General features: G+C 65.2%; 18 protein-coding genes. 11 read left to right on the forward strand and 7 right to left on the reverse strand.

The features are described 5' to 3' along the window. Positions 1–29: 29 nt before the first annotated feature. The 3 genes from M3C25_RS11000 to M3C25_RS11010 form a co-directional block, all read right to left on the reverse strand. Positions 30–578: a DUF4190 domain-containing protein gene (locus tag M3C25_RS11000; protein ID WP_259856645.1), complete on the reverse strand. Its 549-nt coding sequence runs from the start codon at positions 576–578 to the stop codon at positions 30–32. A gap of 338 nt (positions 579–916) precedes the next feature. Continuing rightward, entirely contained in the window at positions 917–1,165 is a 249-nt protein-coding gene (locus M3C25_RS11005) for a DUF4190 domain-containing protein (protein ID WP_259856651.1), read from the reverse strand. A 71-nt stretch (positions 1,166–1,236) separates the two neighbouring features. Next, entirely contained in the window at positions 1,237–1,542 is a 306-nt protein-coding gene (locus tag M3C25_RS11010; protein ID WP_259856653.1) for a DUF4190 domain-containing protein, read from the reverse strand. 180 nt (positions 1,543–1,722) lie between these two features. On the opposite strand from M3C25_RS11010, the gene M3C25_RS11015 reads away from it, so the two are divergent. The 6 genes from M3C25_RS11015 to M3C25_RS11040 all read left to right on the forward strand — a co-directional run bounded on the left by M3C25_RS11015 (position 1,723) and on the right by M3C25_RS11040 (position 10,380). Next, positions 1,723–3,357: a dolichyl-phosphate-mannose--protein mannosyltransferase gene (locus tag M3C25_RS11015; protein WP_259856655.1), complete on the forward strand. Its 1,635-nt coding sequence runs from the start codon at positions 1,723–1,725 to the stop codon at positions 3,355–3,357. A 154-nt stretch (positions 3,358–3,511) separates the two neighbouring features. Then, complete coding sequence (locus M3C25_RS11020) at positions 3,512–4,681, forward strand: acylneuraminate cytidylyltransferase (protein ID WP_259856662.1); 1,170 nt, start codon at positions 3,512–3,514, stop codon at positions 4,679–4,681. A gap of 53 nt (positions 4,682–4,734) precedes the next feature. After that, the gene (locus M3C25_RS11025) at positions 4,735–5,652 is read left to right on the forward strand and encodes an N-acetylneuraminate synthase family protein (RefSeq protein ID WP_259856664.1); all 918 of its coding nucleotides are present in this window, start codon (positions 4,735–4,737) and stop codon (positions 5,650–5,652) included. A gap of 89 nt (positions 5,653–5,741) precedes the next feature. After that, positions 5,742–6,725, forward strand: coding sequence for a glycosyltransferase family 2 protein (locus M3C25_RS11030; protein WP_259856665.1), 984 nt, complete (start codon positions 5,742–5,744; stop codon positions 6,723–6,725). Beyond that, positions 6,722–8,098 (forward strand): polysialyltransferase family glycosyltransferase, encoded by a 1,377-nt coding sequence (locus tag M3C25_RS11035; protein ID WP_259856667.1) that lies wholly within the window; start codon positions 6,722–6,724, stop codon positions 8,096–8,098. The genes M3C25_RS11030 and M3C25_RS11035 overlap by 4 nt, the downstream gene beginning before the upstream one ends. Positions 8,099–8,172: 74 nt before the next feature. Continuing rightward, positions 8,173–10,380 (forward strand): DUF6716 putative glycosyltransferase, encoded by a 2,208-nt coding sequence (locus M3C25_RS11040; protein ID WP_259856668.1) that lies wholly within the window; start codon positions 8,173–8,175, stop codon positions 10,378–10,380. Here M3C25_RS11040 and M3C25_RS11045 read toward each other — a convergent pair. Continuing rightward, positions 10,361–11,911: a hypothetical protein gene (locus M3C25_RS11045; RefSeq protein ID WP_259856670.1), complete on the reverse strand. Its 1,551-nt coding sequence runs from the start codon at positions 11,909–11,911 to the stop codon at positions 10,361–10,363. The two genes, M3C25_RS11040 and M3C25_RS11045, sit on opposite strands and share 20 nt — an antisense overlap. A gap of 173 nt (positions 11,912–12,084) precedes the next feature. On the opposite strand from M3C25_RS11045, the gene M3C25_RS11050 reads away from it, so the two are divergent. After that, complete coding sequence (locus tag M3C25_RS11050; protein WP_259856671.1) at positions 12,085–13,080, forward strand: glycosyltransferase; 996 nt, start codon at positions 12,085–12,087, stop codon at positions 13,078–13,080. On the opposite strand, the gene M3C25_RS11055 is transcribed toward M3C25_RS11050, so the two are convergent. Beyond that, positions 13,077–13,595, reverse strand: coding sequence for a GtrA family protein (locus M3C25_RS11055; protein ID WP_259856673.1), 519 nt, complete (start codon positions 13,593–13,595; stop codon positions 13,077–13,079). The two genes, M3C25_RS11050 and M3C25_RS11055, sit on opposite strands and share 4 nt — an antisense overlap. A 193-nt stretch (positions 13,596–13,788) precedes the next feature. Between M3C25_RS11055 and M3C25_RS11060 the strand changes: the two genes are divergently transcribed. Genes M3C25_RS11060 through M3C25_RS11070 form a run of 3 tightly spaced genes read left to right on the forward strand, consistent with a single transcriptional unit; the run spans position 13,789 to position 16,314 of the window. Continuing rightward, entirely contained in the window at positions 13,789–14,748 is a 960-nt protein-coding gene (locus M3C25_RS11060) for a methionine ABC transporter ATP-binding protein (RefSeq protein ID WP_259856674.1), read from the forward strand. Further along, positions 14,745–15,419, forward strand: a complete 675-nt coding sequence (locus tag M3C25_RS11065; RefSeq protein ID WP_259856676.1) for a methionine ABC transporter permease — start codon at positions 14,745–14,747, stop codon at positions 15,417–15,419. Before M3C25_RS11060 ends, M3C25_RS11065 begins: the two co-directional genes overlap by 4 nt. A 52-nt stretch (positions 15,420–15,471) precedes the next feature. Further along, on the forward strand, positions 15,472–16,314 hold the full coding sequence (locus tag M3C25_RS11070; RefSeq protein WP_259856677.1) for a MetQ/NlpA family ABC transporter substrate-binding protein: 843 nt from the start codon (positions 15,472–15,474) through the stop codon (positions 16,312–16,314). A 76-nt stretch (positions 16,315–16,390) separates the two neighbouring features. Here M3C25_RS11070 and M3C25_RS11075 read toward each other — a convergent pair whose 3' ends face one another. Both M3C25_RS11075 and M3C25_RS11080 read right to left on the reverse strand, forming a co-directional pair. Next, entirely contained in the window at positions 16,391–18,097 is a 1,707-nt protein-coding gene (locus M3C25_RS11075; RefSeq protein WP_259856679.1) for a formate--tetrahydrofolate ligase, read from the reverse strand. A gap of 54 nt (positions 18,098–18,151) precedes the next feature. Beyond that, positions 18,152–19,681 carry a hypothetical protein gene (locus M3C25_RS11080; protein WP_259856680.1) on the reverse strand — a complete coding sequence of 510 codons (1,530 nt, stop codon included), beginning with the start codon at positions 19,679–19,681 and terminating at the stop codon, positions 18,152–18,154. A gap of 528 nt (positions 19,682–20,209) precedes the next feature. Here M3C25_RS11080 and M3C25_RS11085 point away from each other — a divergent pair. Continuing rightward, positions 20,210–21,277 carry a CDP-glycerol glycerophosphotransferase family protein gene (locus tag M3C25_RS11085; protein ID WP_259856687.1) on the forward strand — a complete coding sequence of 356 codons (1,068 nt, stop codon included), beginning with the start codon at positions 20,210–20,212 and terminating at the stop codon, positions 21,275–21,277. Positions 21,278–21,572 lie beyond the last annotated feature (295 nt).

Genomic DNA, 21,572 nt, shown 5'->3' on the forward strand with positions numbered 1-21,572 from the left:
GCGGCGCGACGGCGGGGTTCAGTCACAGGTCAGGTGCTGCCCATGACGCCGGCGCCGATGATGAGGACGATGAAGACGAAGTAGGCAACCCAGAACAGCACGGCGAGCCCGATGATGACGTAGCCGACGATGAGACCCCAGGTGGCCAGGTTGTCGCCCGTCTCACCGGTGCGCTTGATCTGGCTTTTGGCGATGTGGCCGAGGATGATGCCGGCGATCGCGGTCAGGCCGCTGGTGGCCAAGCCGACGAGCGACATGATGAGCGAGAGCAGCGCCAGGGTGTTCTGCGGCGGGGCCTGCACGTAGGCGGGCTGGGCATATGACTGCGGAGCGCCGTAACCGGTGCTGTCGTAGCCGGTGCCTGCGTAGCTGTCACTGCCGTAGCCGGTGCTTGCGTAGCTGTCACTGCCGTAACCGGTGCTGTCGTAGCCTGCGCCTGCCGGCTGGTGGGCGTAGGGGTCGCCGGCAGCGGGGCTGCTGTACGGGGTGGGGGCACCGCTGGCACCGCCGGCGGCTGGGGACCCGTAACCGTAGGGATCGCTGGTGCCGGAGCCGTCGGGCTGGTACTGATACGACATCGTGCTCTCGCCTGGCCTTCTGTCATCGGGGGTGGGTGGCGCCAGCCAGCCGGTGCACCGGGTGCGCGCGACTGCCTGTACCAGCCACGGTACCCCGCGTGCTGACGGGCCGACAACGCGGATCGGCAGTTGTCACCGAATCGGCACACACCTGTCACGGCTCACATAGCTCGCCTGCGTGACAGTCAGTGGCTCAGGGCGAAACCGCCGACGAAGACGAACATGAGGAGGATCCAGAACAGGAGGGCCAGCACGGTGATGCCGGCGACGACGTAGCCGAGGATGAGTCCCCAGGTGGCGAGGTCCTCACCGGTCTCACCGGTGCGCTTGATCTGCTCCTAGGCCATATGGCCGAGGACGATGCCGCCGATCGCGGTCAGGCCACCGGTGGCCAGGCCGACGATGGAGAGGATGAGCGAGAACAGCGCCAGGTTGTTCCGCTGCGGGGCCTGGGCATACGCGGCGTGAGCGTAGGACTGCGGACCGGTATGACTGCCGTAGGGCTCGGCACCGCCGGGCGCATACGACGCTCCGTGGCCATAGGAATCGCTGCCCTCACAGCTGCTGGGCTGATACTGGTGCGACATCGAGGTTTCACCTGGCCTTCCGTTCTTGGGTGCGGGGTTCTGTGTCATTGGCTCGAATCGGCATACGAGCATCAGGAGCTGAGTGCGCTGACGATGACGGCGATGATGAAGGCGGTCCACCCGCCGGTAATGAGGAGCCCGAGGATGAACCCGCTGATCGCCGTGCCGGCCCCGCGCTGGCCGGTCGCCGCGATCTGGAAGTAGGCGATGATCCCGGTGATGAGCGCGATGAACGACGTCAGCCCAACGGTGACGATGCCGGCGAGCGCCAGCCCCAGGGTCCACTTGGCCATGAGGTTGCGCGGCTCGCCGCGGTACCGCGCTGAGCTGCCGAAGGCCGGGAAGTCGTCGAAGATGTCGAGGACGTCGAAGATCATCGGGGTTCCTTTACCGTCTCTGGCGAGGCCGGGAGGCCTGCCGTCAGCCTCTACAGTAAGCCGCGCCCGAGGCGGTGCTCGCCGGTTCGTGTCACCGGCTGGGCACACGTAGTGCCCGCCTGGACACATGTCCGGCCTGCCACACGAGCCGGCCGGGCTGACTCGCCTACACTGGGCGCTGTGAGCCACCCGACGACCGCCCCCGATACTGCCCCGCGCAGCACCGCTGAGCCTGCCGCCAGGCAGCCCGGCGCTGCCGCACGGCTGCGCGACCGGCTGACCGGTCTCGACCCGCGAGTCTTCACCTGGGGTGTGCCGCTGCTGCTCGGCGTCATCGCAGCACTCATGCGCTTCTACCGCCTCGGCTTCCCCGGCCGGCTGATCTTCGATGAGACCTACTACGTCAAGGACGCCTATACGCTCAGCCAGGCCGGCTATGAGAAGGCCTGGCCCGATGAGCCGAATCCCCAGTTCGAAGCCGGCAATACGAGCATTGTGCTCGACGAACCGTCCTATGTCGTTCATCCGCCACTGGGCAAGTGGATCCTCAGCCTCGGCATGGACATCTTTGGGGCTGACTCCTCCTTCGGGTGGCGATTCTCCGCAGCCCTTGTCGGTGCGCTCTCGGTTGTCGTACTCACCTCCGTCGCCATCCGGCTCTTCCGCTCGGTGTGGATCGGCGGGCTGGCCGGGCTGCTCATGACCGTCGACGGTGAGCACTTCGTGCATTCGCGCACCGGCCTGCTCGACCTGTTCCTCATGTTCTTCGTGCTGCTGGCCTTCGGGTTCCTCGTCCTCGACCGGGAGCAGACCAACCGCCGGCTGCGTGAGCGCCTCGCACTCGCGCAACCCGCCAGGCACGAGCGGCGCACAGCCTCTGACCCGTGGATCTACGGTCCGAGGCTGGGCTTCCGCGGCTGGCGGCTGGCTGCCGGCATCGCGCTGGGCTGCGCGATGGGTGTGAAGTGGTCGGGCCTGTACGCCCTGGCCGTCTTCGGCATCGCCGTCGTCGCCTGGGACATCACCTCCCGCTACCGGGCCGGAGTGCGCCGCCCGGTCACCGGGATGCTCCTCCGCGATTCGATCCCGGCGTTCCTGCTCATGGTCCCGGTCGCCTTCGTCACCTACGTCACCACCTGGTCGGGCTGGATCTTCACCGCAGGCGGCTGGGACCGGCAGTGGGCGGCGGAGAATCCCGGTTGGTGGGACGTCCTGCCCGACTGGATCCCAGGGCTCGCCCACTACCACGCCTCTGCCTACAAGTTTCATATCGGGCTCTCCAGCGAGCACACCTATATGTCCAACCCGTGGGGCTGGATCGTGCAGTGGCGCCCGACCTCGTTCTACTACGAGTCCTACGCCGCCGGCGAGCACGGCTGCATGGTCGAGAAGTGCTCGTCTGCGATCACCTCGGTCGGCAACCCGGTCATCTGGGGTCTGGCGCCAGTGGCGCTCATCGTCCTCATCCTCGCCTGGATCGTCCGCCGCGACTCGCGGGCCGGCTTCATCCTCGCCGGCTTCGCCGCCACCTGGCTGCCGTGGTTCCGCTACCAGGACCGCACGATCTTCACCTTCTACACCATCGTCATGGTTCCGTTTGTGTGCCTGGCGATCGCCTACTGCCTCGGCCTGCTCTGGGGCAACGCCACGGACGCCGCCGAGCGCGGGCAGTCCCTGCTCGCCCGCCGCCTGGCTGTCGCCGCGATCGGGGCGGCGGCGATCCTCGTGTTCGCGTTCTTCTGGCCGGTCTACACCGGTGAGGTCATCCCCTACGACTCGTGGCGCCTGCGGATGTGGAACCCGAGCTGGATCTGATCTCCGCGGCCTGAATCGGCTGGCGCGCTGAATCCGCTGGCACGCCCTCCCCAACCGGAGCACGCTTGCCTTAAGTTGATGCCTCGTTCACCTGCACGCCACATCCGGGTCGCCGCTCAGTCATCCGCAATGGTCATGGTGGTTGCCTGTGACCATGAACAACCAGACCAAGCGCACCGTCGCCATCATCCCCGCACGCGGCGGGTCGAAGGGCATTCCGCTGAAGAACCTGCAGAAGGTTGCCGGCAAGACCCTGCTCGCCCGCGCTGTTGAGAGCGCCAAGGCCGCCAGCCGCATCGACACCGTCATCGTCTCCACCGACCATGACGGCATCGCTGAGGAGGCCCGCCGTGTCGGCGCCGAGGTGGTCCACCGTCCTGCAGACATCTCCGGTGACCAGGCGACCAGTGAGTCGGCCCTGCTCTACACACTTGAACAGCTGGCTGACAGCTACGACATCACCGCCTTCATCCAGTGCACCTCGCCGTTCATCCACCCGGAGAACCTCGACCACGCCGTTGAGCGTGTTGCCCGCGACCAGGCTGATGTCGTCTTCTCCGCCGTCGAGGACTTCAGCTTCCTGTGGACGCTCGATGACAAGGACAACGCCGTCGCGGTCGGCCACGACGCCGCCTTCCGCCCGCGCCGCCAGGATCGCGCAGCGCACTACAACGAGACCGGCGCCTTCTACATCATGCGCACCTCGGGGCTGCAGAAGTACAAGCACCGCTTCTTCGGCCGCATCGAGATCGAGGAGGTGCCCGCCGAGCACGCCCGCGAGATCGACTCGATGTCCGATCTCTCCCTGGCCCGCGCCGTGGCCTCCCAGCACGAGGCGATCAACGTCCTCGACGTCGATGCGCTGGTGACCGACTTCGACGGCGTGCACACCGACGACGCCTGCTACCTCGATGAGAACGGCGAGGAGACCGTGCGCGTCCACCGCGGTGACGGCATGGGCATCAGCCGGCTCGTCAAGGCCGGGTTCCCCTTCCTCATCCTGTCGAAGGAGCAGAACCCCGTCGTCTCGCGCCGGGCTGAGAAGCTGCGCGTCGACATCGCCCAGGGCATCGATAACAAGGCCGAGGTGCTCAGCGAATGGATCACCGACAACGGCCTCGACCCGGCCCGCGTCGCCTATGTCGGCAACGACATCAACGACCTGGAGGCCTTCAGCGTCGTCGGCTGGCCGATCGCCGTCGCTGATGCCCACCCGCAGGTGCTCGCCGCCGCGCGCTCGATCCTCACCCGCCGGGGTGGGCAGGGCGCAGTGCGCGAGGTCTGCGACCTTATCGACCCACAGAAGACCAGATCAGCTGCGTGACATCCACTCACGCCACCACCGTGCCCCGCACCGAACCGATTGGAGTTCCCAGCATGACTCAGACCGTTGACACCGCAGCATTCCCCTGCCCCTTCCGCCAGACCGCCGAACCGGTGGCCATCGGCGAACACCGCGTCGGCCCCGGCCAGCCGGTGTACGTCATCGGTGAGATCGGCATCAACCACAACGGTGATGTCGAGATCGCCAAGCAGCTCATGGATGTCGCAGCTGAGGCAGGCGCCCAGGCGGTGAAGTTCCAGAAGCGCAACCCCGATGTCGCCGTGCCAGAGGCACAGAAGTCGAAGATGCGTGAAACCCCGTGGGGCACGATGACGTACATCGACTACAAGTACAAGGTCGAGTTCGAGAAGGACGAGTACACCGAGATCGACCGCTACGCCAAGGAGAAGGGCCTGCAGTGGTTCGCCTCGCCGTGGGACACCGATTCGGTCGAGTTCCTGGAGAACGAGTTCGACTCGGTGACCTACAAGGTCGCCTCGGCCTCGCTGACCGACTTCGAACTGCTCAAGGCGATCGCGGCGACCGGCAAGCCGGTGCTGTGCTCCTCGGGCATGTCCGACTGGAAGATCCTCGATGAGGCCGTTGAGTGCTTCGACCGCGACAAACTCGTCCTCATGCACGCCACCTCCACCTACCCGCTGCCGCCGGAGGAGACCAACCTGCTGGCGATCCCGGCGATGGCTGAGCGCTACGGCGTGCCGGTCGGCTACTCCGGGCATGAGACCGGCCTGCAGATCTCGCTGGCGGCTGTGGCTCTCGGTGCGGTGACCGTCGAGCGCCACATCACCATGGACCGCGCAATGTGGGGTTCGGACCAGGCCGCCTCGCTCGAACCGCACGGCTTCACCACTCTCGTACGCGACATCCGCGTCCTGGAAGAGGCCATGGGCGACGGCGTCAAGCGGATCATGCCCGGCGAAGAGTCGAAGATCTCCTCGCTGCGCAAGTGATGTCAGACTGCGGTCGGGGCAGCGTCACACGAGGCTGCCCCGGCCGCAGCATCTGCGCGCATCCTCCGTCCGCCACACGAAAGCAGAGCATGCCCGATCCCACCCTGAGCGTCATCATCCCAGCTCACAATGCCGAGCCGTTCATCGCCGAGACTCTCCTGTCGCTGCGCTGCCAAGACCTGAGCCCCGAGGAACTGGAGATCGTCGTCGTCAACGACGGCTCGGCCGACGCGACTGCGGAGATCGCGGGCGACGCCTGCCGCAGCGTCAAGCACTTCCAGCTCATCGCCAATGAGCAGCCCAGCGGTGTCTCAGCAGCCCGGAACACCGGTCTGCGCGCCGCCGCCGGCGACTACGTCGCCTTCCTCGATGCTGACGACTGGTTCGCCAACGGGCACTTGCGGGTTCTGCTCGACGCCATCACCCGCCTCGGGGTCGACTTCGTTCGCTGCGACAGGATTCTGGCCACCGGAAAGAACCGTCAGTTGAACCGGGCACCAGTGTTCAAGCGCAATCAGGCCCTGCGCACTCAGGACTACATCATCCACGGCTGGACGCAGACGATGGTCGACTTCCCCAACCCGTTCACCGGCGTCTTCGCACGCCGTCTCGCCGACAACGGCACCCTGTTCTTCGATGAGTCGCTTTACAGCGCCGAGGATCGCGAATGGAACTGGCGGCTCATGCTCGAAGCCGATTCCTTCGCCGTCATCGATGCGCCCGGTGCATACTACCGCCGCGGTGTCAGCGACTCCCTGACCGCGGTCTACAACGAAACGCAGCTGCACTTCATCCCCAGCTGCGCGAAGACGATCGCCCAGACCCGCCGCTATGACAATCCGGCCTTCACCCTCAAGGCTCTGCACAACCTGTTCGCATTGGCCGACATCCACCTCCAGCGACGCGCTGAGATGCCCCGCAATCTGTATCTCCGGCTCGTCGACGGCGTGGCTGAGGCGTCGGCGACTGCCACTCCTGATGAACTTGATGAGGTGTTCCGCTCCTTCCGGCCTGAGCGCGTGCGCCGGCTGCGCCCGATCATGCGCCGGATGGAAGCGAAGGGAGAAGCATGAAACAGGTCTTCGTCGTCTCCTCGTGGCTGCAGCTGCTGAGCATCAGCACGGCCGTCCGCAATGAGCGCATCGCCTCGGCTGAGGAGCGCGTGCTCATCGTCAGCGACACCCGCGCCGTCAACGAAGTCGGCGCATCGTTCGCCGAACAGCCGATTTCCGCTCCCCTGCTCGACGTCTTCGACCGCGTCATCGACTACAACTCCTGGATCTGGCCGCAGCACCCGTCCCAGTGGTCGCCGCGGGTCATTGAGCACCCGATGTGGTCGAAGGCCCTCTTACGCGCATGGAACCTGGCCGACTGCCATGTGCAGCTCTTCATCGAGTCCGTGCAGGGCAACCCGGCCCAGGCCCTCAGCTGCATCTTCACCGACGCTGAGATCTTCGTGCACTCCGATGGCCTCATGACCTACGGTCCCACCCGCAGCAACCTACCGCCCCAGCTATGGCAGCGCCTGAGCGGTCTGACCTACATGGACCTCGTCCCCGGCGTCGACCCGCTGCTTCTCTCGGAGTTCGCCGACCTCGACCGGATCGCTCTCGGGCCGACCGAGCTGCGCACTGAGGTCGAACGCGTCGCCGCTGCCGTGGACATCTCCGAGCTGCGCGTCCACGAGGACGCCTGCATGATCGTGGGCCAGTACCTGGCCGATGTCTCCCTCTTCACCCTGGAACAGGAGACCGAGCTGTACGAGCAGATGATCGACCAGGCGATCTCCTCCGGCCACCGCCACATCTACCTCAAGCCGCACCCTTCGGCCTCACAGTCGATCCAGAGCGCGCTGCAGCATCGCGCTCGCCTCCGCGGTGTGTCCTTCGATGTCGTGCCGGCATACCTTCCCGTCGAGCTCGCGGCCCTCGTGCTCACACCGAACTCGATCTACAGCTGCTTCTCCACCGGCATGGTGACGGCCTGGCGGCTGTTCGGCATACCGGCGCGTGCCTTCGGCACCCGGGACGCCATGGAGGAGTTCCGCCCGTTTGAGAACTCCAACCGCATCCCGGTCACCATCTGCGACTATCTCTTCACCGACGGGACATCGGACGAGGAACCGCTGCAGGAGGTCGTCAACGCGGTCAGCTACTGCATGCAAGCACAGATCCTGCCGCACCTGCGCGGTTCGACGGCTGACTTTCTGCACCGCAGCCTGCCGCAGTACCGGCACTGCTTCAAGCGCCGCCGGCTGACGAAGCTGCGGCTGCCTGGCAGTCTTCCGCCTCCCAGCCGCGCCCAGCAGGTGCGCGGCCTCGGACGCCGAACGGCTCGCAGCGGACTCGAAGCGCTGCGCAGCAGCGGTCAGCTCGCCCAGAGGACCGCTGATCTGCTCAACAGTCAGGCCAAGCGCATCCGGCAGCGGGCAGGCGAACGGAAGTGACATCGGCCGATCCCGGCCCGGCAGCCAACAGCTCGCCAGTGGAGAGAAGCTCTGCGAACATCTCGCACGCCTGGGTGGAATCGCCGCTGCAGCTCGTCTCGGCGGTTGAGGCGCGGCTGCCGGACGAGCAGCTGGAGATCCATGCGCGCATCGATGCAGAGGGCATGGACAGCTTTCTGGCGCGCTTCCGCAGCGAGTGGCTGCCTGCCGGCGTCACGATCGTCGCGATGGCCGAGATCGATCCACAGATCTTCACCACCCGCAGCGGCCGGCTGCTCATCGGCGACCTGTGTTCCGGTCGCCTGCAGCGGGCGATGCTTGCCTCAGGACTGCAGCTGCGTCGGCCGGTGGTGGTCATTGATGACGGCTTCGCCACCCTGCATGCGGTGCGCGAACTCGTCAGCCGCCGGCCCCGCCCGCTTGTGCGCCCGCGTCAGAAGACGAGCCGCTCGCGCCGAGCGGCCGCCTTCGCCGTGGCCGTGCTGCTGCGGGCCGTGATGCACGAGCGCCGACTGTCGTGGACCACTGCCCTGCCGGTGCCCGACGAGCTCATCATCTCCTTCACCGCAGCTGGCGGCACCGTGCGCCGGCATACCTTCGAGTACGTCCGCAGCCTGCCGGATGCCGGCAGCCGTGTGCCCGAACGCATCATCATCGGTTCGGCGTTGGCCGCCGATGACCTCATCACCGCCGATGCCTACTTCGACTGGCTGGCGACGACCGTCGAGCGCCTGCAGCCCAGCGCCGAGGCCCCGGTCGCCTACTTCGCGCATCGCCGGGAGACCCCAGAGCTGCTCGCCCGGGTCGCCCAGCTGCCGCACGTCACCGTCCGGCATGCCCACCTGCCGGTCGAGATCCGCCTGACCACCGCCCCGGCCGGCGCACAGGTCCGCAGCCTGCCCACCTCGGCGGTGGCCAATCTGCCGGCCACGATGCAGGAACCGAACATCACCGTCACCGCGATCCCGTCGTCCTGGTGGACCGGCACAGCACCCGACCGGCTGCGCCAGCAGCTCAATGCGGCCGCCGCAGCACCGGACACGGACGGCAGTGAGTACCGGATCGTGGCGATCGCCGACAGCGAGTCCTACCTCAAATGGGCCGCCCGGGTGCTCGATTCCCTCGGCCCGGACATCGACGCGCAGCTGTGGATCATCGATACCCCGATCCGCCCGACCGCCGGCCAAATCTCCCACGCCCTCGCCGGCTCCTCATGGGCAGGCACCCAGGTGCCGGTCGTCGAACGCGCTGAGCTGCACGACCGGCTCACCGCCGCCGGTGCCGATGTGGTGCTCGCCGCGGCGACTGGCCCGGTCGTCCAGCAGATCGCGGCCACCGCTCACCGGCTGCCGCGGCGGCCCGGCCTGGCCACCGGGCTGCCGGGCATCGGCCTGCCGGCCCGGCAGAAGGGCGTGCGGTACCGCCGCGACTGCGACCTGTTCCTCGCCCACTCCCACCACGAGCGTGAGGCATACCGCGCTGCAGCCACCCGCGCCGGGGTGCCACTGGAGATCACCGTCGCCCGGCTGCCGTTGCTGACCAGCACCGATGTGCCCGAACCGGCCTTCGACATGCAGGCTGACGGCACCGCCTCGGTGCCCACCCGGATCGTCTTCGCCCCCCAGGCCAAAGTGCCCACTGAACGTCAGGAGCGGATCGCGATCCTGCGGGCGCTTGCCGCCTTCGCCCGCCGGCACCCTGACTCCGAGACGATCGTCAAGGTCCGGTCGCTGCCCGGTGAGCAGGAGACCCATCATGAAGAGCACAGCTACCTCTCGCTCATTCAGGAGCTCACCTCATCGGGTGAGCTCGCGGCAGGAGAGCTGTCGATCGCCGTGGGCCCGATGGATGAGTTCCTCACCGCTGGCTCGGCTCTTGTGACGGTGTCGTCGACGGCCGCGCTCGAATCGATCGACCGCGGCCTGCAGACGCTCATCATCTCCGATTTCGGTGTTTCCGAGGCTCTCCTCAATGCAGTCTTCGACGGTTCCGGGATTCTCGGCTCGCTGCAGGACCTGTCTGCCGGACGCATCGGCTTTCCCAACGAGACGTGGCTGCAGGAGAACTACTTCCACCCTCCATCGGTGGAGGTCAACCGGGCGTTTCGGATTCTTGCCGCACGGTCTCAGCAGTACCAGCTGCGGTCTCAGCCGTGGATCAAGCACATCAACAGCTGGAGAGCCGTGCGCGCCGAACTGCGCACTGCAGCGCCGCAACCGGTCGTCGACGGCTACCGCTTCGCGGTGAAGCAGGTCAGAAGGCTCAGCCGTCGGCTGCGCTGACGCGGCCCCAGGGCGCGCGGTCTGTCTCAGCCGACGCCTCTTCGCCTGCTGCGCCACGCGCACGGCGTGCGGCGGCCTGCCCAGCCAGCAGCATCAGGCCAGCTGCGGTGATCGCGACTGCCGGCCAGTAGGTGTACCGAAAATGGAACTCCGGAACCGTCGGAAAATAGGCGAGGATATACATCAGCGCTGAAGCCGCCAGAGTTGCAGCCTCGGCCCGCAGAGGAACCGTCCGCCCCCTGCTGAGCCGTCTGGCAGCGGCCGCCCAGCCGCAGACTGCAGCGCCAACAGCCATCCAGAACCACGGAAGGTAGACGAAGGGAACGACCTTATTCGTGCCGCGCACGTAGAAGCCGGCGGCATCGTCCAAGCTGTTCGGCTGCACTCCGAGCCGCACTCGCTGAGCTTCGTCCTGCCATTCGGCCGGCCAGTAGATCAGGCGCGAGAAGGTGAGGTACCGCCAGTATTGTTCCGCCCGGTATTGAAGGTAGCTGACAGGGTGCTGGGTCAGCGTCTGCACCCACAGGTCCTTGAGCTCCTCGCGATGGGCGATGGGTGAGAATGCCCTGCCTGTCTCCCCCATCCCGTAGCAGTTCCAGTAGGCATCATAAGGTTCGTCGATCCGAATGCACTTTTCTCGTGCCGCCGAGATCTTGTCGATGAGCTGCTGCGGGGCGCCAGACGCCCGCAGCTCATCATCCGGCAGAACGAACATGACGTCGTCGAGCATAATCTGCGAAGCCTGGCTGACGTCCTCGACATCTCGCGCCTTTGCAACGGACTTATCGGCTAGAACGACACCACCGGCGATGACTGCGAACATAGCGAGCGATGCCGCAGCCGCGCCGCCAGCCGCGCGGACCCACGAGCGCATTCCGCGCTGTTCCCCTGCTTCCTGGTTTGACCCTCGCCGACGCTGCCGGAGGGTGCGGACAAGGAGACAGCCGAGGAACACGGCGATCGGCAGAAGAGCTGACACAGCGTTTTTGCGCGCGGCGATGCCGTAGATAAGCAGCAGGCCACCGGGCAACAGCAGCCACCAGGTCACAAGGCGCCTGGGCCGGATGAAGAAGATGAGGAGCAGCCCTGCAAGAAGAGCGAGCGCCGACTGGGTGTCTTTCCACAGCACGTTGACCTGGCTGAGGGACCACGGTGCGGCCGGAAGCGCAAGACCCAGGAAACCCAGCCACACCGAGCCGGTCCGCCTCCAGATGAGGACGCACAGGAGCCATCCGCCCAAACCGTAGAGGACCGCCTGCAAGACGAACAGCGATCCCAGAGTGCCCGTCAGCCGGAAGAGCATCTCCCAGACAAAGGCGACAACTGGTGGATGCCAGTTGTGGTAAGGGCTCTCTCCCATTGCCTGGAACGCTTGAGCGACGATGTCGATGTTCGCGTTGCCAGGATAGAAGGCCGCCAGAAGGAACGCGGTGAAGACGGCCGCCCCGAGGGAATACGCGGCTATCGGGATCCACGATCTGTGCACGTCGATCCTCCTGTCGATGAGGGCATTGGGCGAGGGGTGGCGCATCTGTGACTTTAAACGCGGTTAAACCCAGGAACTTCTCGGACAGCGCAATTACTCCAGAATTCACCAGACAGACACCAAGAATTCGACCATTCACGGTGTCACTGACAGATTCTAGGACGCAATGATTCCTGGCCCCTGAACCGGCGGCTGCCACCTACTTTCGAAAGCGTCCCGTGAACAAGATTCCCAGTCATCTGCGCATTGCCGCAATCGTCCCGTGTCACAACGAGGAGATCACGGTTGCCAAAGTCGTCACGGACCTGCGCGCCGCAGTACCGGGGATGACGGTCTATGTCTACGACAACAACTCCACCGACGAGACCGTCCAGGAGGCTCTGGCTGCTGGGGCGGTGGTCCGGCACGAGTACTTCAAAGGCAAGGGCAACGTCATCCGCCGCGCATTCTCCGACATCGAAGCCGATGTCTACGTCACCATCGACGGTGATGACACGTATGAGGCTGATGACCTGCCGGCGATGATCTCACTGCTCCTCGAAGGCCCGTACGACCATGTCCTGGGTGTCCGGCAGGATACCCAGGAGACCTCCTCATACCGGCCCGGCCATGAATCCGGCAACCAGATGTTCAACCGTCTGACGAGCCGGCTGTTCAACTCCCACGTCAGCGACATGCTCTCGGGCTATCGCGTATTCTCGCGCAGATTCGTCAAGTCATTCCCGGCCATCAGCAAGCGCTTCGAGATCGAAACCGAGCTGACGGTCCACATGATGGCGCTGCGGCTGCCGTGTGCCGAGCACCCCGTCGGCTTCCGTGATCGGCCGGACGGCAGCGAATCGAAGCTCTCGACCTTCGGCGACGGGTTCCGCATCCTCGGGCTCATCGCTCAGCTGGTCCAACACGAGCGCCCGCGCTTGTACTACGGCACCCTCACGATCCTGTTCGCACTTCTTTCTCTCACCCTCGGTGTACCCGTCATCTTCGAGTTCTTCGGCACGGGGCTGGTGCCTCGCTTCCCCACGGCTTTCCTGGCAGCAACGCTCATGGTGCTCGCGTTTCTGCTCGGCACGGTCGGGCTTGTCATCGACGGCATCCGGCGCGCACGTCGCGAGACAGCGCGTCTGCACTATCTGAGCTTGGAGGCTGTCGTTCCCGTCCGCCCCGAGCCGTGCGGTGACGCGGCAGCGACACAGGAAGGCGTTCGCAGCTAGTTCTTGCGCGTACCAACGTTGTCATCGTCGAGTGGGACGACGACTTCGGCTTCTGTGATCTCCCGGAACACCCACGTGCGGTAGGCGTAGAAGCGGAAGATCATCGCCAGCGCGATACCGATGACATTGGTCGAGAGGTTGTAGCTGATGGGGTCTCGCAGCCCCAGGATGTACCACGTGAACCCCAGCGGGATGACCGCGATGACCATGCCGATGGCATTGACGACGGCGAACATGATGAAGCCGCGCACATTCGAGCCCGAATCGCGGTCGCCGTACGTCCACAGCTTGTTGCCCAGCCACGCGACGATGACGGAGAGCACCGTCGAGATGATCTTGGCCTTGAGCGGGCTGCCGGGCATGAGCGCAGGCACATCCAAGAAGCCGTAGACGAGCAGATTCGAGACACCGACGTCGACGACGTAGGCGAATCCGCCGACCGACAGGAACCGCAACACCTCGACAGCAAGCGTCCGCCAGCGAGAGACGGGCACAGAGGTAGCGGGGAGCGGCATGCGCACCATCATACGGCCCGAATATCCGCCTGTCGCCCGCACAGCCGCCGTTGAAGTGACATATAGGTGAACGATGCCCAGGCACTGCGTGACGAGCTTCACGATATGTCAGCAGATGACGCTGCAGCACAGATGAGGGGAACCGGTGGGGCTAGCCTGACGTAGCCGAATCCCTGCAATCGAAGGAACCCCTGTGATCGAACTGCGTGACCTGCGAAAGGAGTTCGCCGGTGTCACGGCGCTCGACGGCATCAGCCTGTCAGTGCCGGCTGGCCAGATCCATGGCATCGTCGGCCGCTCCGGTGCCGGGAAGTCGACGCTCATCCGCTGCCTGACCGGACTCGAGCGTCCCACCTCGGGCACGGTGCGCATCGGTGACGTCGACATCACCAGCGCCCGCGGAGCTGCACTGCGCACCGCCCGTCGCACGATCGGAATGGTGTTCCAGCACGCGAACCTGCTCGATTCGCGCACCGCGCTGCGGAATGTCGAACATCCCCTGGAGATCGCCGGCGTCGGCCGGACTGAGCGCCGCCGCCGGGCCGCTGAGCTGCTTGATCTGGTGGGGCTGAGCGACCGGAAGGACAACTACCCGGCGCAGCTCTCCGGCGGGCAGCAGCAGCGCGTCGGCATCGCCCGAGCGCTCGCCGCCGAACCGCAGCTCCTGCTGTGCGATGAGCCGACCTCAGCTCTTGACTCGCACACCACTCGCCAGATCCTGGCGCTCATCCGCTCCCTGCGTGACAGGCTCGGGATCACGGTGCTCATCATCACCCACGAGATGTCGGTCGTCCGGGAGGTCTGCGATTCGGTGACTCTGCTCGCCGACGGACAGATCGAGCACACCGGTTCGATCATCGACGTCATCGGCCAGGCCGACTCCCCGCTCAGCCGCGCACTCCTGCCGCTGCCGTCCAGCGGAAGAACGGACGGCACTGTCGTCGAAGCTCTCACCACTGGCATCAGCCTCGATGCCGCGCTCGAGGCGGTGCGCACCTCTGGGACGGAGGCGCACCTCGATGCAGGAACCGTCGAGACGATCGCCGGCACACTCGTCGGACGGCTGCAGTTCACCGTCGGCGGCCAGGCCACTGCCGACACCCTCATCAGCGCGCTGGCCGCGCATGACATCCATGCGGAGGTCGCAGCATGAATGACGTCACCTGGTTCAACAACCCCGCCATCACCAGTGAGCTGCTGCCGGCTCTCGGTGAGACCCTGGCGATGACAGCATGGGCGACGCTCATCTCCGTGGCACTCGGCCTGCCGCTGGGCATCTGGCTGTTCGTCACCACACCGCACTCTCTGGCACCGAACCGGACGGTCCACCAGATCGTGTCGACGATCGTCGACATCGGCCGGTCGATCCCATTCATTGTGCTCATCGTCGCAATCATCCCGTTCACCCGGCTGCTCGTCGGCACCGCGCTCGGTTGGAAGGCCGCGGTCGTTGCGCTCACGCTCAGCGCGATCCCGTTCTATGCCCGGCTGGTCGAAAACGCCCTCCACGAGGTCTCGGTCGGCAAGATCGAGGCCGCGCAGATGATGGGGGCCAGCCGCCGGCAGATCATCAGTCAGGTTCTTGTGCGCGAAGCGCTTCCCGGGCTCATCGGAGCAGCCACCGTCACCGCTGTCGCGCTGGTGAACTACACCGCGATGGCCGGCGCTGTCGGCGGCGGCGGGCTCGGAGACCTTGCGATCGCCTACGGCTACAACCGCTATCAGGGCGACGTCATGATCGCCTGCATCGTCCTGCTCGTCCTTGTCGTCGGCCTCATCCAGTTCACTGGTGACCGCCTCGCCCGGCTTGTCGATCACCGCTGAAACAACCCATTCTGCTGTCCGCATCTGCGTGCAGCCCTTCTGAAGGAGAACCATGAAACATCTGCCCACCCTCGCTCTCGCGGCCTCAGCCGCACTGGCACTCACCCTCACCGGCTGCGGTCTGTCCAAGAGCGAGACCGACGTCGGCGAGAAGAACGGCGACGTCACCACGCTGACGATCGGCACCTCGGTGACCCCGCACGGTGATATCTGGCGGTTCATCGACGAGAACCTCGCAGCCGACGCCGGGCTCGACATCGAGGTCAAGGAGTTCACCGACTACTCGCTGCCCAACCGGGCGCTGAGCGACGGCGAACTCGATGCCAACTACTTCCAGCACCTTCCATACCTGGAGTCGGAGATCGAGGGGCAGGGCTACGAGCTGCACCACTTCACCCCGGGTGTGCACGTCGAGCCGTTCGCGCTGTACTCGAAGAAGATCGACAACATCGCCGACCTGCCCGACGGCGCAAAGATCGGCATCAACAACGACCCGGCCAACCAGGGCCGGGCGCTCAAGCTGCTGGCCGACAACGACCTCATCAGCCTCGGCGACGCCGACCCGATCACCGCCACCGTCCACGACGTCGCGGAGAATCCGAAGAATCTGCAGTTCATCGAAGCAGAGGCAGCTTCACTGGCCCGCACTCTCGACGACACCGATGCCTCGGTCATCAACGGCAACAACGCCCTGGGTGCCGGTCTGTCATCGAAGAAGGACGGCATTCTCGTCGAGAGCCCGGCAGACAATCCCTACGCGAACATCCTCGTCGTGCGTGAGGGCACGCAGGATGACCCGGCGATCCAGAAGCTCTACGAGCTGTCGCAGTCGCAGGAAGTCAAGGACTTCATCGAGGATACCTGGCCCGAAGGTGAGGTCATCCCCGCGGAGTGAACTAGGAAGACGCTGGAATACAGGCAGGGCCGTGGGAGAGTTCATCCCATGGCCCTGCCTCGGCTCGCAGCGCGGGTCAGAACAGCCCGGTGATGCGGCCCTCGTCGTCGACATCGATTGTCAGCGCCGCCGGCTTCTTCGGGAGGCCGGGCATCGTCATGATGTCACCGCAGACTGCGACGACGAAACCGGCACCGGCGGACAATCGCACGTCACGGACTTCGAGGACGTGGCCCTCCGGTGCGCCGCGCAGGGCTCCGTCAGTGCTGAAGGAGTACTGCGTCTTGGCAATGCACACGGGAAGCTGTGCGTAGCCTTCCTCAGCGAACTGACCGAGCTTGCGCTTGACTGCCGGTGGGAACCGCACCTCGCCGGCCCGGTAGATTCGAGTGGCGACGGCCTCGATCTTCTCCGCCAGGCTAGCGTCGAGCTCGTATGCGTACTGCGGGGCGGCCTCCTCGCGGTGCTGAGCAGCTGCCATCACCGCACGCGCCAGCTCCACCGCGCCGGCCCCGCCCTCTGTCCAGTGTCGGGCTTCGACTGCGGTGACGCCTTCGGCGGCGAGGTCGTCGATGAGCGCGGCGATCTCTGCGTCGGTATCAGATGGGAATCGGTTGATGCTCACGACTGCGGGAATGCCGAAGACGCTGCGCAGGTTCTCCAGGTGGCGGCGCAGATTCGGCAGTCCGGCGCGCATCGCCTCGATGTTCTCGTCCTGCAGCTTCTCTTTGTCCACTCCCCCGTGGTATTTCAGCGCCCGGACGGTTGCCACGACGACTGTGGCCGAGGGCCAGATGCCGGCTGTGCGGGCCTTGATGTCGAGGAACTTCTCAGCTCCCAAGTCAGCGCCGAAGCCGGCTTCTGTCACCGCCCACTGGCCGAAGGTCAGCGCGGCATCGGTGGCGAGCACTGAGTTGCAGCCGTGGGCGATGTTGGCGAACGGGCCACCATGGACGACTGCCGGGGTGTGTTCGATGGTCTGCACGAGGTTCGGGGCCAGCGCATTGCGCAGCAGCGCGGTCATCGCACCGGCGGCGCCGACATCATCGACGGTGACCGGTTTCTTCGAGCGGGTGCGGGCCAGCACGATGCGCCCGAGGCGGTCTTTGAGATCGTCGAGGCTGGTTGCCAGGCAGAACACCGCCATCACCTCGCTGGCGACGACGATGTCGAAGGCGTCCTCACGGGGCACGCCGCCGTTGTAACCGCCCAGCCCGATGGCGGCCGCACGCAGTGCACGGTCGTTGAGGTCGACGACGCGGCGGATGGTGATCCGGCGCGGGTCGATGTCGAGCTCGTTGCTGTGGTGCATGTGGTTGTCGAGCATCGCAGCGGCGAGGTTGTTCGCCAGGGCTATGGCTGCGAAGTCGCCGGTGAAGTGGAGGTTGATGTCCTCCATCGGCAGCACTTGCGCGTGTCCGCCGCCAGCAGCGCCGCCCTTCATGCCGAAGACAGGGCCGAGGCTGGGCTCGCGCAGGGCGAGAACGGCCGGTCGCTTGCCCGGCACCTCGGGCCAGGAGTCGAGACGGGCGACTTCGTTGATCGCATCGGCCAGGCCGATGCTCGTCGTGGTCTTGCCTTCACCGGCAGGGGTCGGACTCATAGCGGTGACGAGGATGAGGTGGCCGGGCTCGGCATCTGCTCTGTCCAGCACGGACAGGGGGATCTTGGCCTTGTCGTGGCCGAAGGGGATGATGTCTTCCTGGCGCAGTCCGACGGAGGCGGCGATCTCTCCGATCGGCTTGAGCTGTGCTTGGGAGGCGATTTCGAGGTCGGTGGACATGGGTTCAGTATGTCACGATGGCCTGCTGACAGAACTGGTTTCGTGTGTTCTTCTTCAGCCGTCCTGATCGCCGTCTGCGACTGCTGGCTGCGGCCGCATCCACTGCGGTTGGCTGAGCAGAAATCGGACTGCGGCGAACAGCGTCTGCTCTGTGCTCGGTGAGCACAGCACCCGCGGCTCACCCGGCGACCCGGCATGTCCGGGACCGAGCGCGAGATTGTGACTTCTCCGCTTGCCGAGCAGCGCCTCGGTCGCGGCGTCCATCACCTGCGCATGGGTGGGCGGCTGCCCTGCCGCGCGGGACTCCAGCGCGAGGCTGTCGACGATCTCATGAACGGGCACGGCAACGGTGCCAGCGGTGAAGGCGCGCTCTCCGCCGGTGTGGCGACGGGCCTGCAGCTCAGCAGCGGTGCAGCTGAGCCGCACGAGTCCGGCGAATTCCGGTTTGGCGGCGCGGTCGATCCAGCGGAAGTAACCGGTCACCACCGCCGAGGCGTCGATGATCTCGTTTTCTTCGACGAGCGATTCTTCGCGCATCTCGCGCAGCATTCCGCTCAGCAGCAGTTCGGTCAGGGGGATGCGCAGCTTTCGTGCGCGCGCGCCTCTGCGCAGCAGCGAGGGTATCAGCAGCTGCCACGGTCGGAAATGAGGATCAGCGTCAATGTGTTCCAGCGATCCTAAACCGGATGCAGCGAGCGCACTGGGAGCGACGGAGTTGCCGGCGGTCTGCTGGACGAAGATGAAATGGTCATCAGCGGTGACGGCCATGATCGAGATGCCGACGATGTTCGCAGCACCGGCGTTCTCCAGCGCGCGGATGTTGAAGGAGCTGTCGAGTACGTATTCCTGCACCGGCGAGACCTCCGCGGCATCGGGGTCCGCGTGAACCGCTGGCGTCAGGTCGCTGTCGTTGACCAGACCCCAGACCTCGTTCGAAGCCTCGCCGTCGAAGTACGTCACCGGGGTGACGTCGACGCTGCCGGATTCCAGCTGCGCCACCGTCGGCTCGGTTGATAGCCGCAGCAGGCGGCCGTTGAAGCGCACAGGCAGCCGCCCCCGGCGAGAGGTGTTGCGGTCGAAACGCAGGGCCGCACCTGCGTGCTTTTCCAGAGTGGCCGGCATTTCGAAATCACGGGACATCAGACGAGCGAGCATCCTGTGCTGTACGGGTGCGGCCGCGTTCGCGTGGTACGGCGACTGACGCTGCAGCAGACGGTCGACAGCTTCATCCCACCAGAACTCGACAGGCACCGGGCCTGGCTGGTTGGAGGATTCAGCGAGCCTGGGCTCGGTAGCCTTCCACTGCACCGCTTGTTCCGGCTGCACATGATGATCGCGGTGCCGGTAAGGACGAGTGCGCGGTCGGAAGCGCGTGGAATGCCATTTCGACCAGATCCGGCCGGCGTCGAAGATCAGCGCGAGCGCACCAGCTACCGCCCCAGCGATGAAGACCGGTCGGACCCACGCCTCCGGCAGCGCGACGATACCGGCAGCGAACAGGACGAACGCCCACAGCAGACGCGTCTCCTGCGCGTAGACGAATCGGCCGTAGTCGAAATGCGATTGCAGATGGCGCCAGATCACAGCCGGCTCCCATTCCGGCCTGCCGCGCTAGTGCCGCGTTCCTGAGTCCACAGCCTGTCAGTGTGCATGCTCCAGCTCTCTCCATCGTTCATCTCCAACCCGTTGTCGAGTCAACCTTACGGGAGCACTGCCGAGTTCCCAGCCGAACTGCAACCGGGATTCGAGGCGGAATGGCAGTCGGGGCTCACGCACGGCGGTGCGCGGCCTCCGAAGAAGCGGACGCCTGCCTTGCTATGATTCTGTGAGCGTTTCGACGTCCCGCCTGCCCCTGCGACCATTCAGCAGCTTGTTTGAGCGGGTGAACTCACTCGGCTCATGAAAGGGTTCTGCAGTATGAAGGATTGGCTCAGGCAACAGGCAACGGAAGTCCTGAAATCGCAGGCCTGGCGGCGCACTCGCACATGGATCCGCGGTTACCGGGCCCCTGCTGCCGGCCATGAGATCGACGACATCCTCGTCCCCGCCGAGGTCGTCGCGTATTTCGGTGACCACGCCGAAAAGATCTACCAGCTAGAGCAGTGGCTGCCAGTGCTCGAAGAGCTCGACAAGACCCACCGCGTTGTCCTCGTATTCCGAAAGCTCAATGCGCTTCGGGCCCTCAAGGGCAGGACAAAGCTGCAGAAGGTCTTCATCCGCCGTTTCGACGATCTCATCACCCTGTACTACGAAAACGCGTACGCTCTTGGTCTGTACGTGAACAACGGTGTGACGAACTTCCAGTCGCTGAGCTACCCACCGATGGTGCACGTCCATGTCAATCACGGAGAATCTGACAAGATCAGCATGGTGTCCAATCAGGCGAAGGCCTATGACAAGGTGTTCGTCGCCGGTCAGGCTGCTGTCGAACGCCACCGGCGGGCGCTGATTGACTTCAACGAAGCGAACCTCGTTCGCGTCGGTCGCCCGCAGCTCGACATTCCGCGCACCTCCAGTCTGCCGCCGACCTCCAAGCGCACCGTGCTGTACGCGCCGACGTGGGAAGGTGAGAACGACTCGAACAACTACACTTCGATCGATGTCTACGGCCCGCAGATCGTGGAGGCGGTGCTAGCGCTGCCGAATGTGCGCCTCGTCTACAAGCCCCATCCGCGTGTGCAGGAAACGCAGAACTCGACGATGGCTGAAGCCGATGCGCAGATCCGTGCGCTCATAGCCGATTCAAACGCCGCTGGCGGTAAACATCTCGTCGAAATGCAGGGCGACATCCTGGGCATGTTCGATGACGTGTCACTGCTCATCACCGATATATCCAGCGTCGGCCTCGACTTCCTGTACCTGCACCCCGAGGTGCCGATCGTACTGACGGATCGCCGCACGGATCGTGCGACGCTCAATGCCGAGTCTCCGGTCTCTCAGGCAGCGCCAGTCATCGATGAATCGACGATCGGGCAAACGGTGCTGCTGCTCCAGGAGGCGATCGAGCATGACAAGTTCGCTTCAGCGCGTGCGGAAATGCGCACGTTCTACTTCGGCGACGGTGAGCCGGGGTCATCGTCGCAGGCGTTCCTGGCAGCGATAGACCAGCTCGTCAGCGACCGCCGCCACCAACTGCGCAACTACGACGTCGAGGGTAGCAACATGGAAGCTGCCGATTGAGTCTATGCCACACAATTCGACCTGCCGGGCCTGGCCCTGTTTCGGACGGGAGGAAGCACCAGATGCGCATTCCACTCACTTCACGGTCAACACGGTCACGCCACCAAGTTCGACCTGCAACAGTCAATTTTCCATCTGTACGGATTGTCAATCTGACATGGAGCATCCCCGATGAGTTTGGCGGTCTGACCAGCGTCCTACTCCGCCGATCAAAGTTGATTGCGGAACTCGGCAGTATTGAACCGTCCTGGGTTTCGTTCCGTTCTACTGATTGAAGGAGAATTGGATCATGCCA

This window comes from Brevibacterium luteolum (assembly GCF_025147615.1).
In the GTDB taxonomy this organism is placed as follows: Bacteria; Actinomycetota; Actinomycetes; order Actinomycetales; family Brevibacteriaceae; genus Brevibacterium; species Brevibacterium luteolum.

Excerpts from the sequence above, each read along its gene's own strand:
- M3C25_RS11045 (WP_259856670.1), bottom strand. The coding sequence starts at position 11,911 with ATGCGCCACCCCTCGCCCAATGCCCTCATCGACAGGAGGATCGACGTG.
- M3C25_RS11055 (WP_259856673.1), bottom strand. The coding sequence starts at position 13,595 with ATGCCGCTCCCCGCTACCTCTGTGCCCGTCTCTCGCTGGCGGACGCTT.
- M3C25_RS11000 (WP_259856645.1), bottom strand. The coding sequence starts at position 578 with ATGTCGTATCAGTACCAGCCCGACGGCTCCGGCACCAGCGATCCCTAC.
- M3C25_RS11030 (WP_259856665.1), top strand. The coding sequence starts at position 5,742 with ATGCCCGATCCCACCCTGAGCGTCATCATCCCAGCTCACAATGCCGAG.
- M3C25_RS11075 (WP_259856679.1), bottom strand. The coding sequence starts at position 18,097 with ATGTCCACCGACCTCGAAATCGCCTCCCAAGCACAGCTCAAGCCGATC.
- M3C25_RS11035 (WP_259856667.1), top strand. The coding sequence starts at position 6,722 with ATGAAACAGGTCTTCGTCGTCTCCTCGTGGCTGCAGCTGCTGAGCATC.
- M3C25_RS11025 (WP_259856664.1), top strand. The coding sequence starts at position 4,735 with ATGACTCAGACCGTTGACACCGCAGCATTCCCCTGCCCCTTCCGCCAG.
- M3C25_RS11020 (WP_259856662.1), top strand. The coding sequence starts at position 3,512 with ATGAACAACCAGACCAAGCGCACCGTCGCCATCATCCCCGCACGCGGC.
- M3C25_RS11070 (WP_259856677.1), top strand. The coding sequence starts at position 15,472 with ATGAAACATCTGCCCACCCTCGCTCTCGCGGCCTCAGCCGCACTGGCA.
- M3C25_RS11065 (WP_259856676.1), top strand. The coding sequence starts at position 14,745 with ATGAATGACGTCACCTGGTTCAACAACCCCGCCATCACCAGTGAGCTG.
- M3C25_RS11010 (WP_259856653.1), bottom strand. The coding sequence starts at position 1,542 with ATGATCTTCGACGTCCTCGACATCTTCGACGACTTCCCGGCCTTCGGC.
- M3C25_RS11005 (WP_259856651.1), bottom strand. The coding sequence starts at position 1,165 with ATGTCGCACCAGTATCAGCCCAGCAGCTGTGAGGGCAGCGATTCCTAT.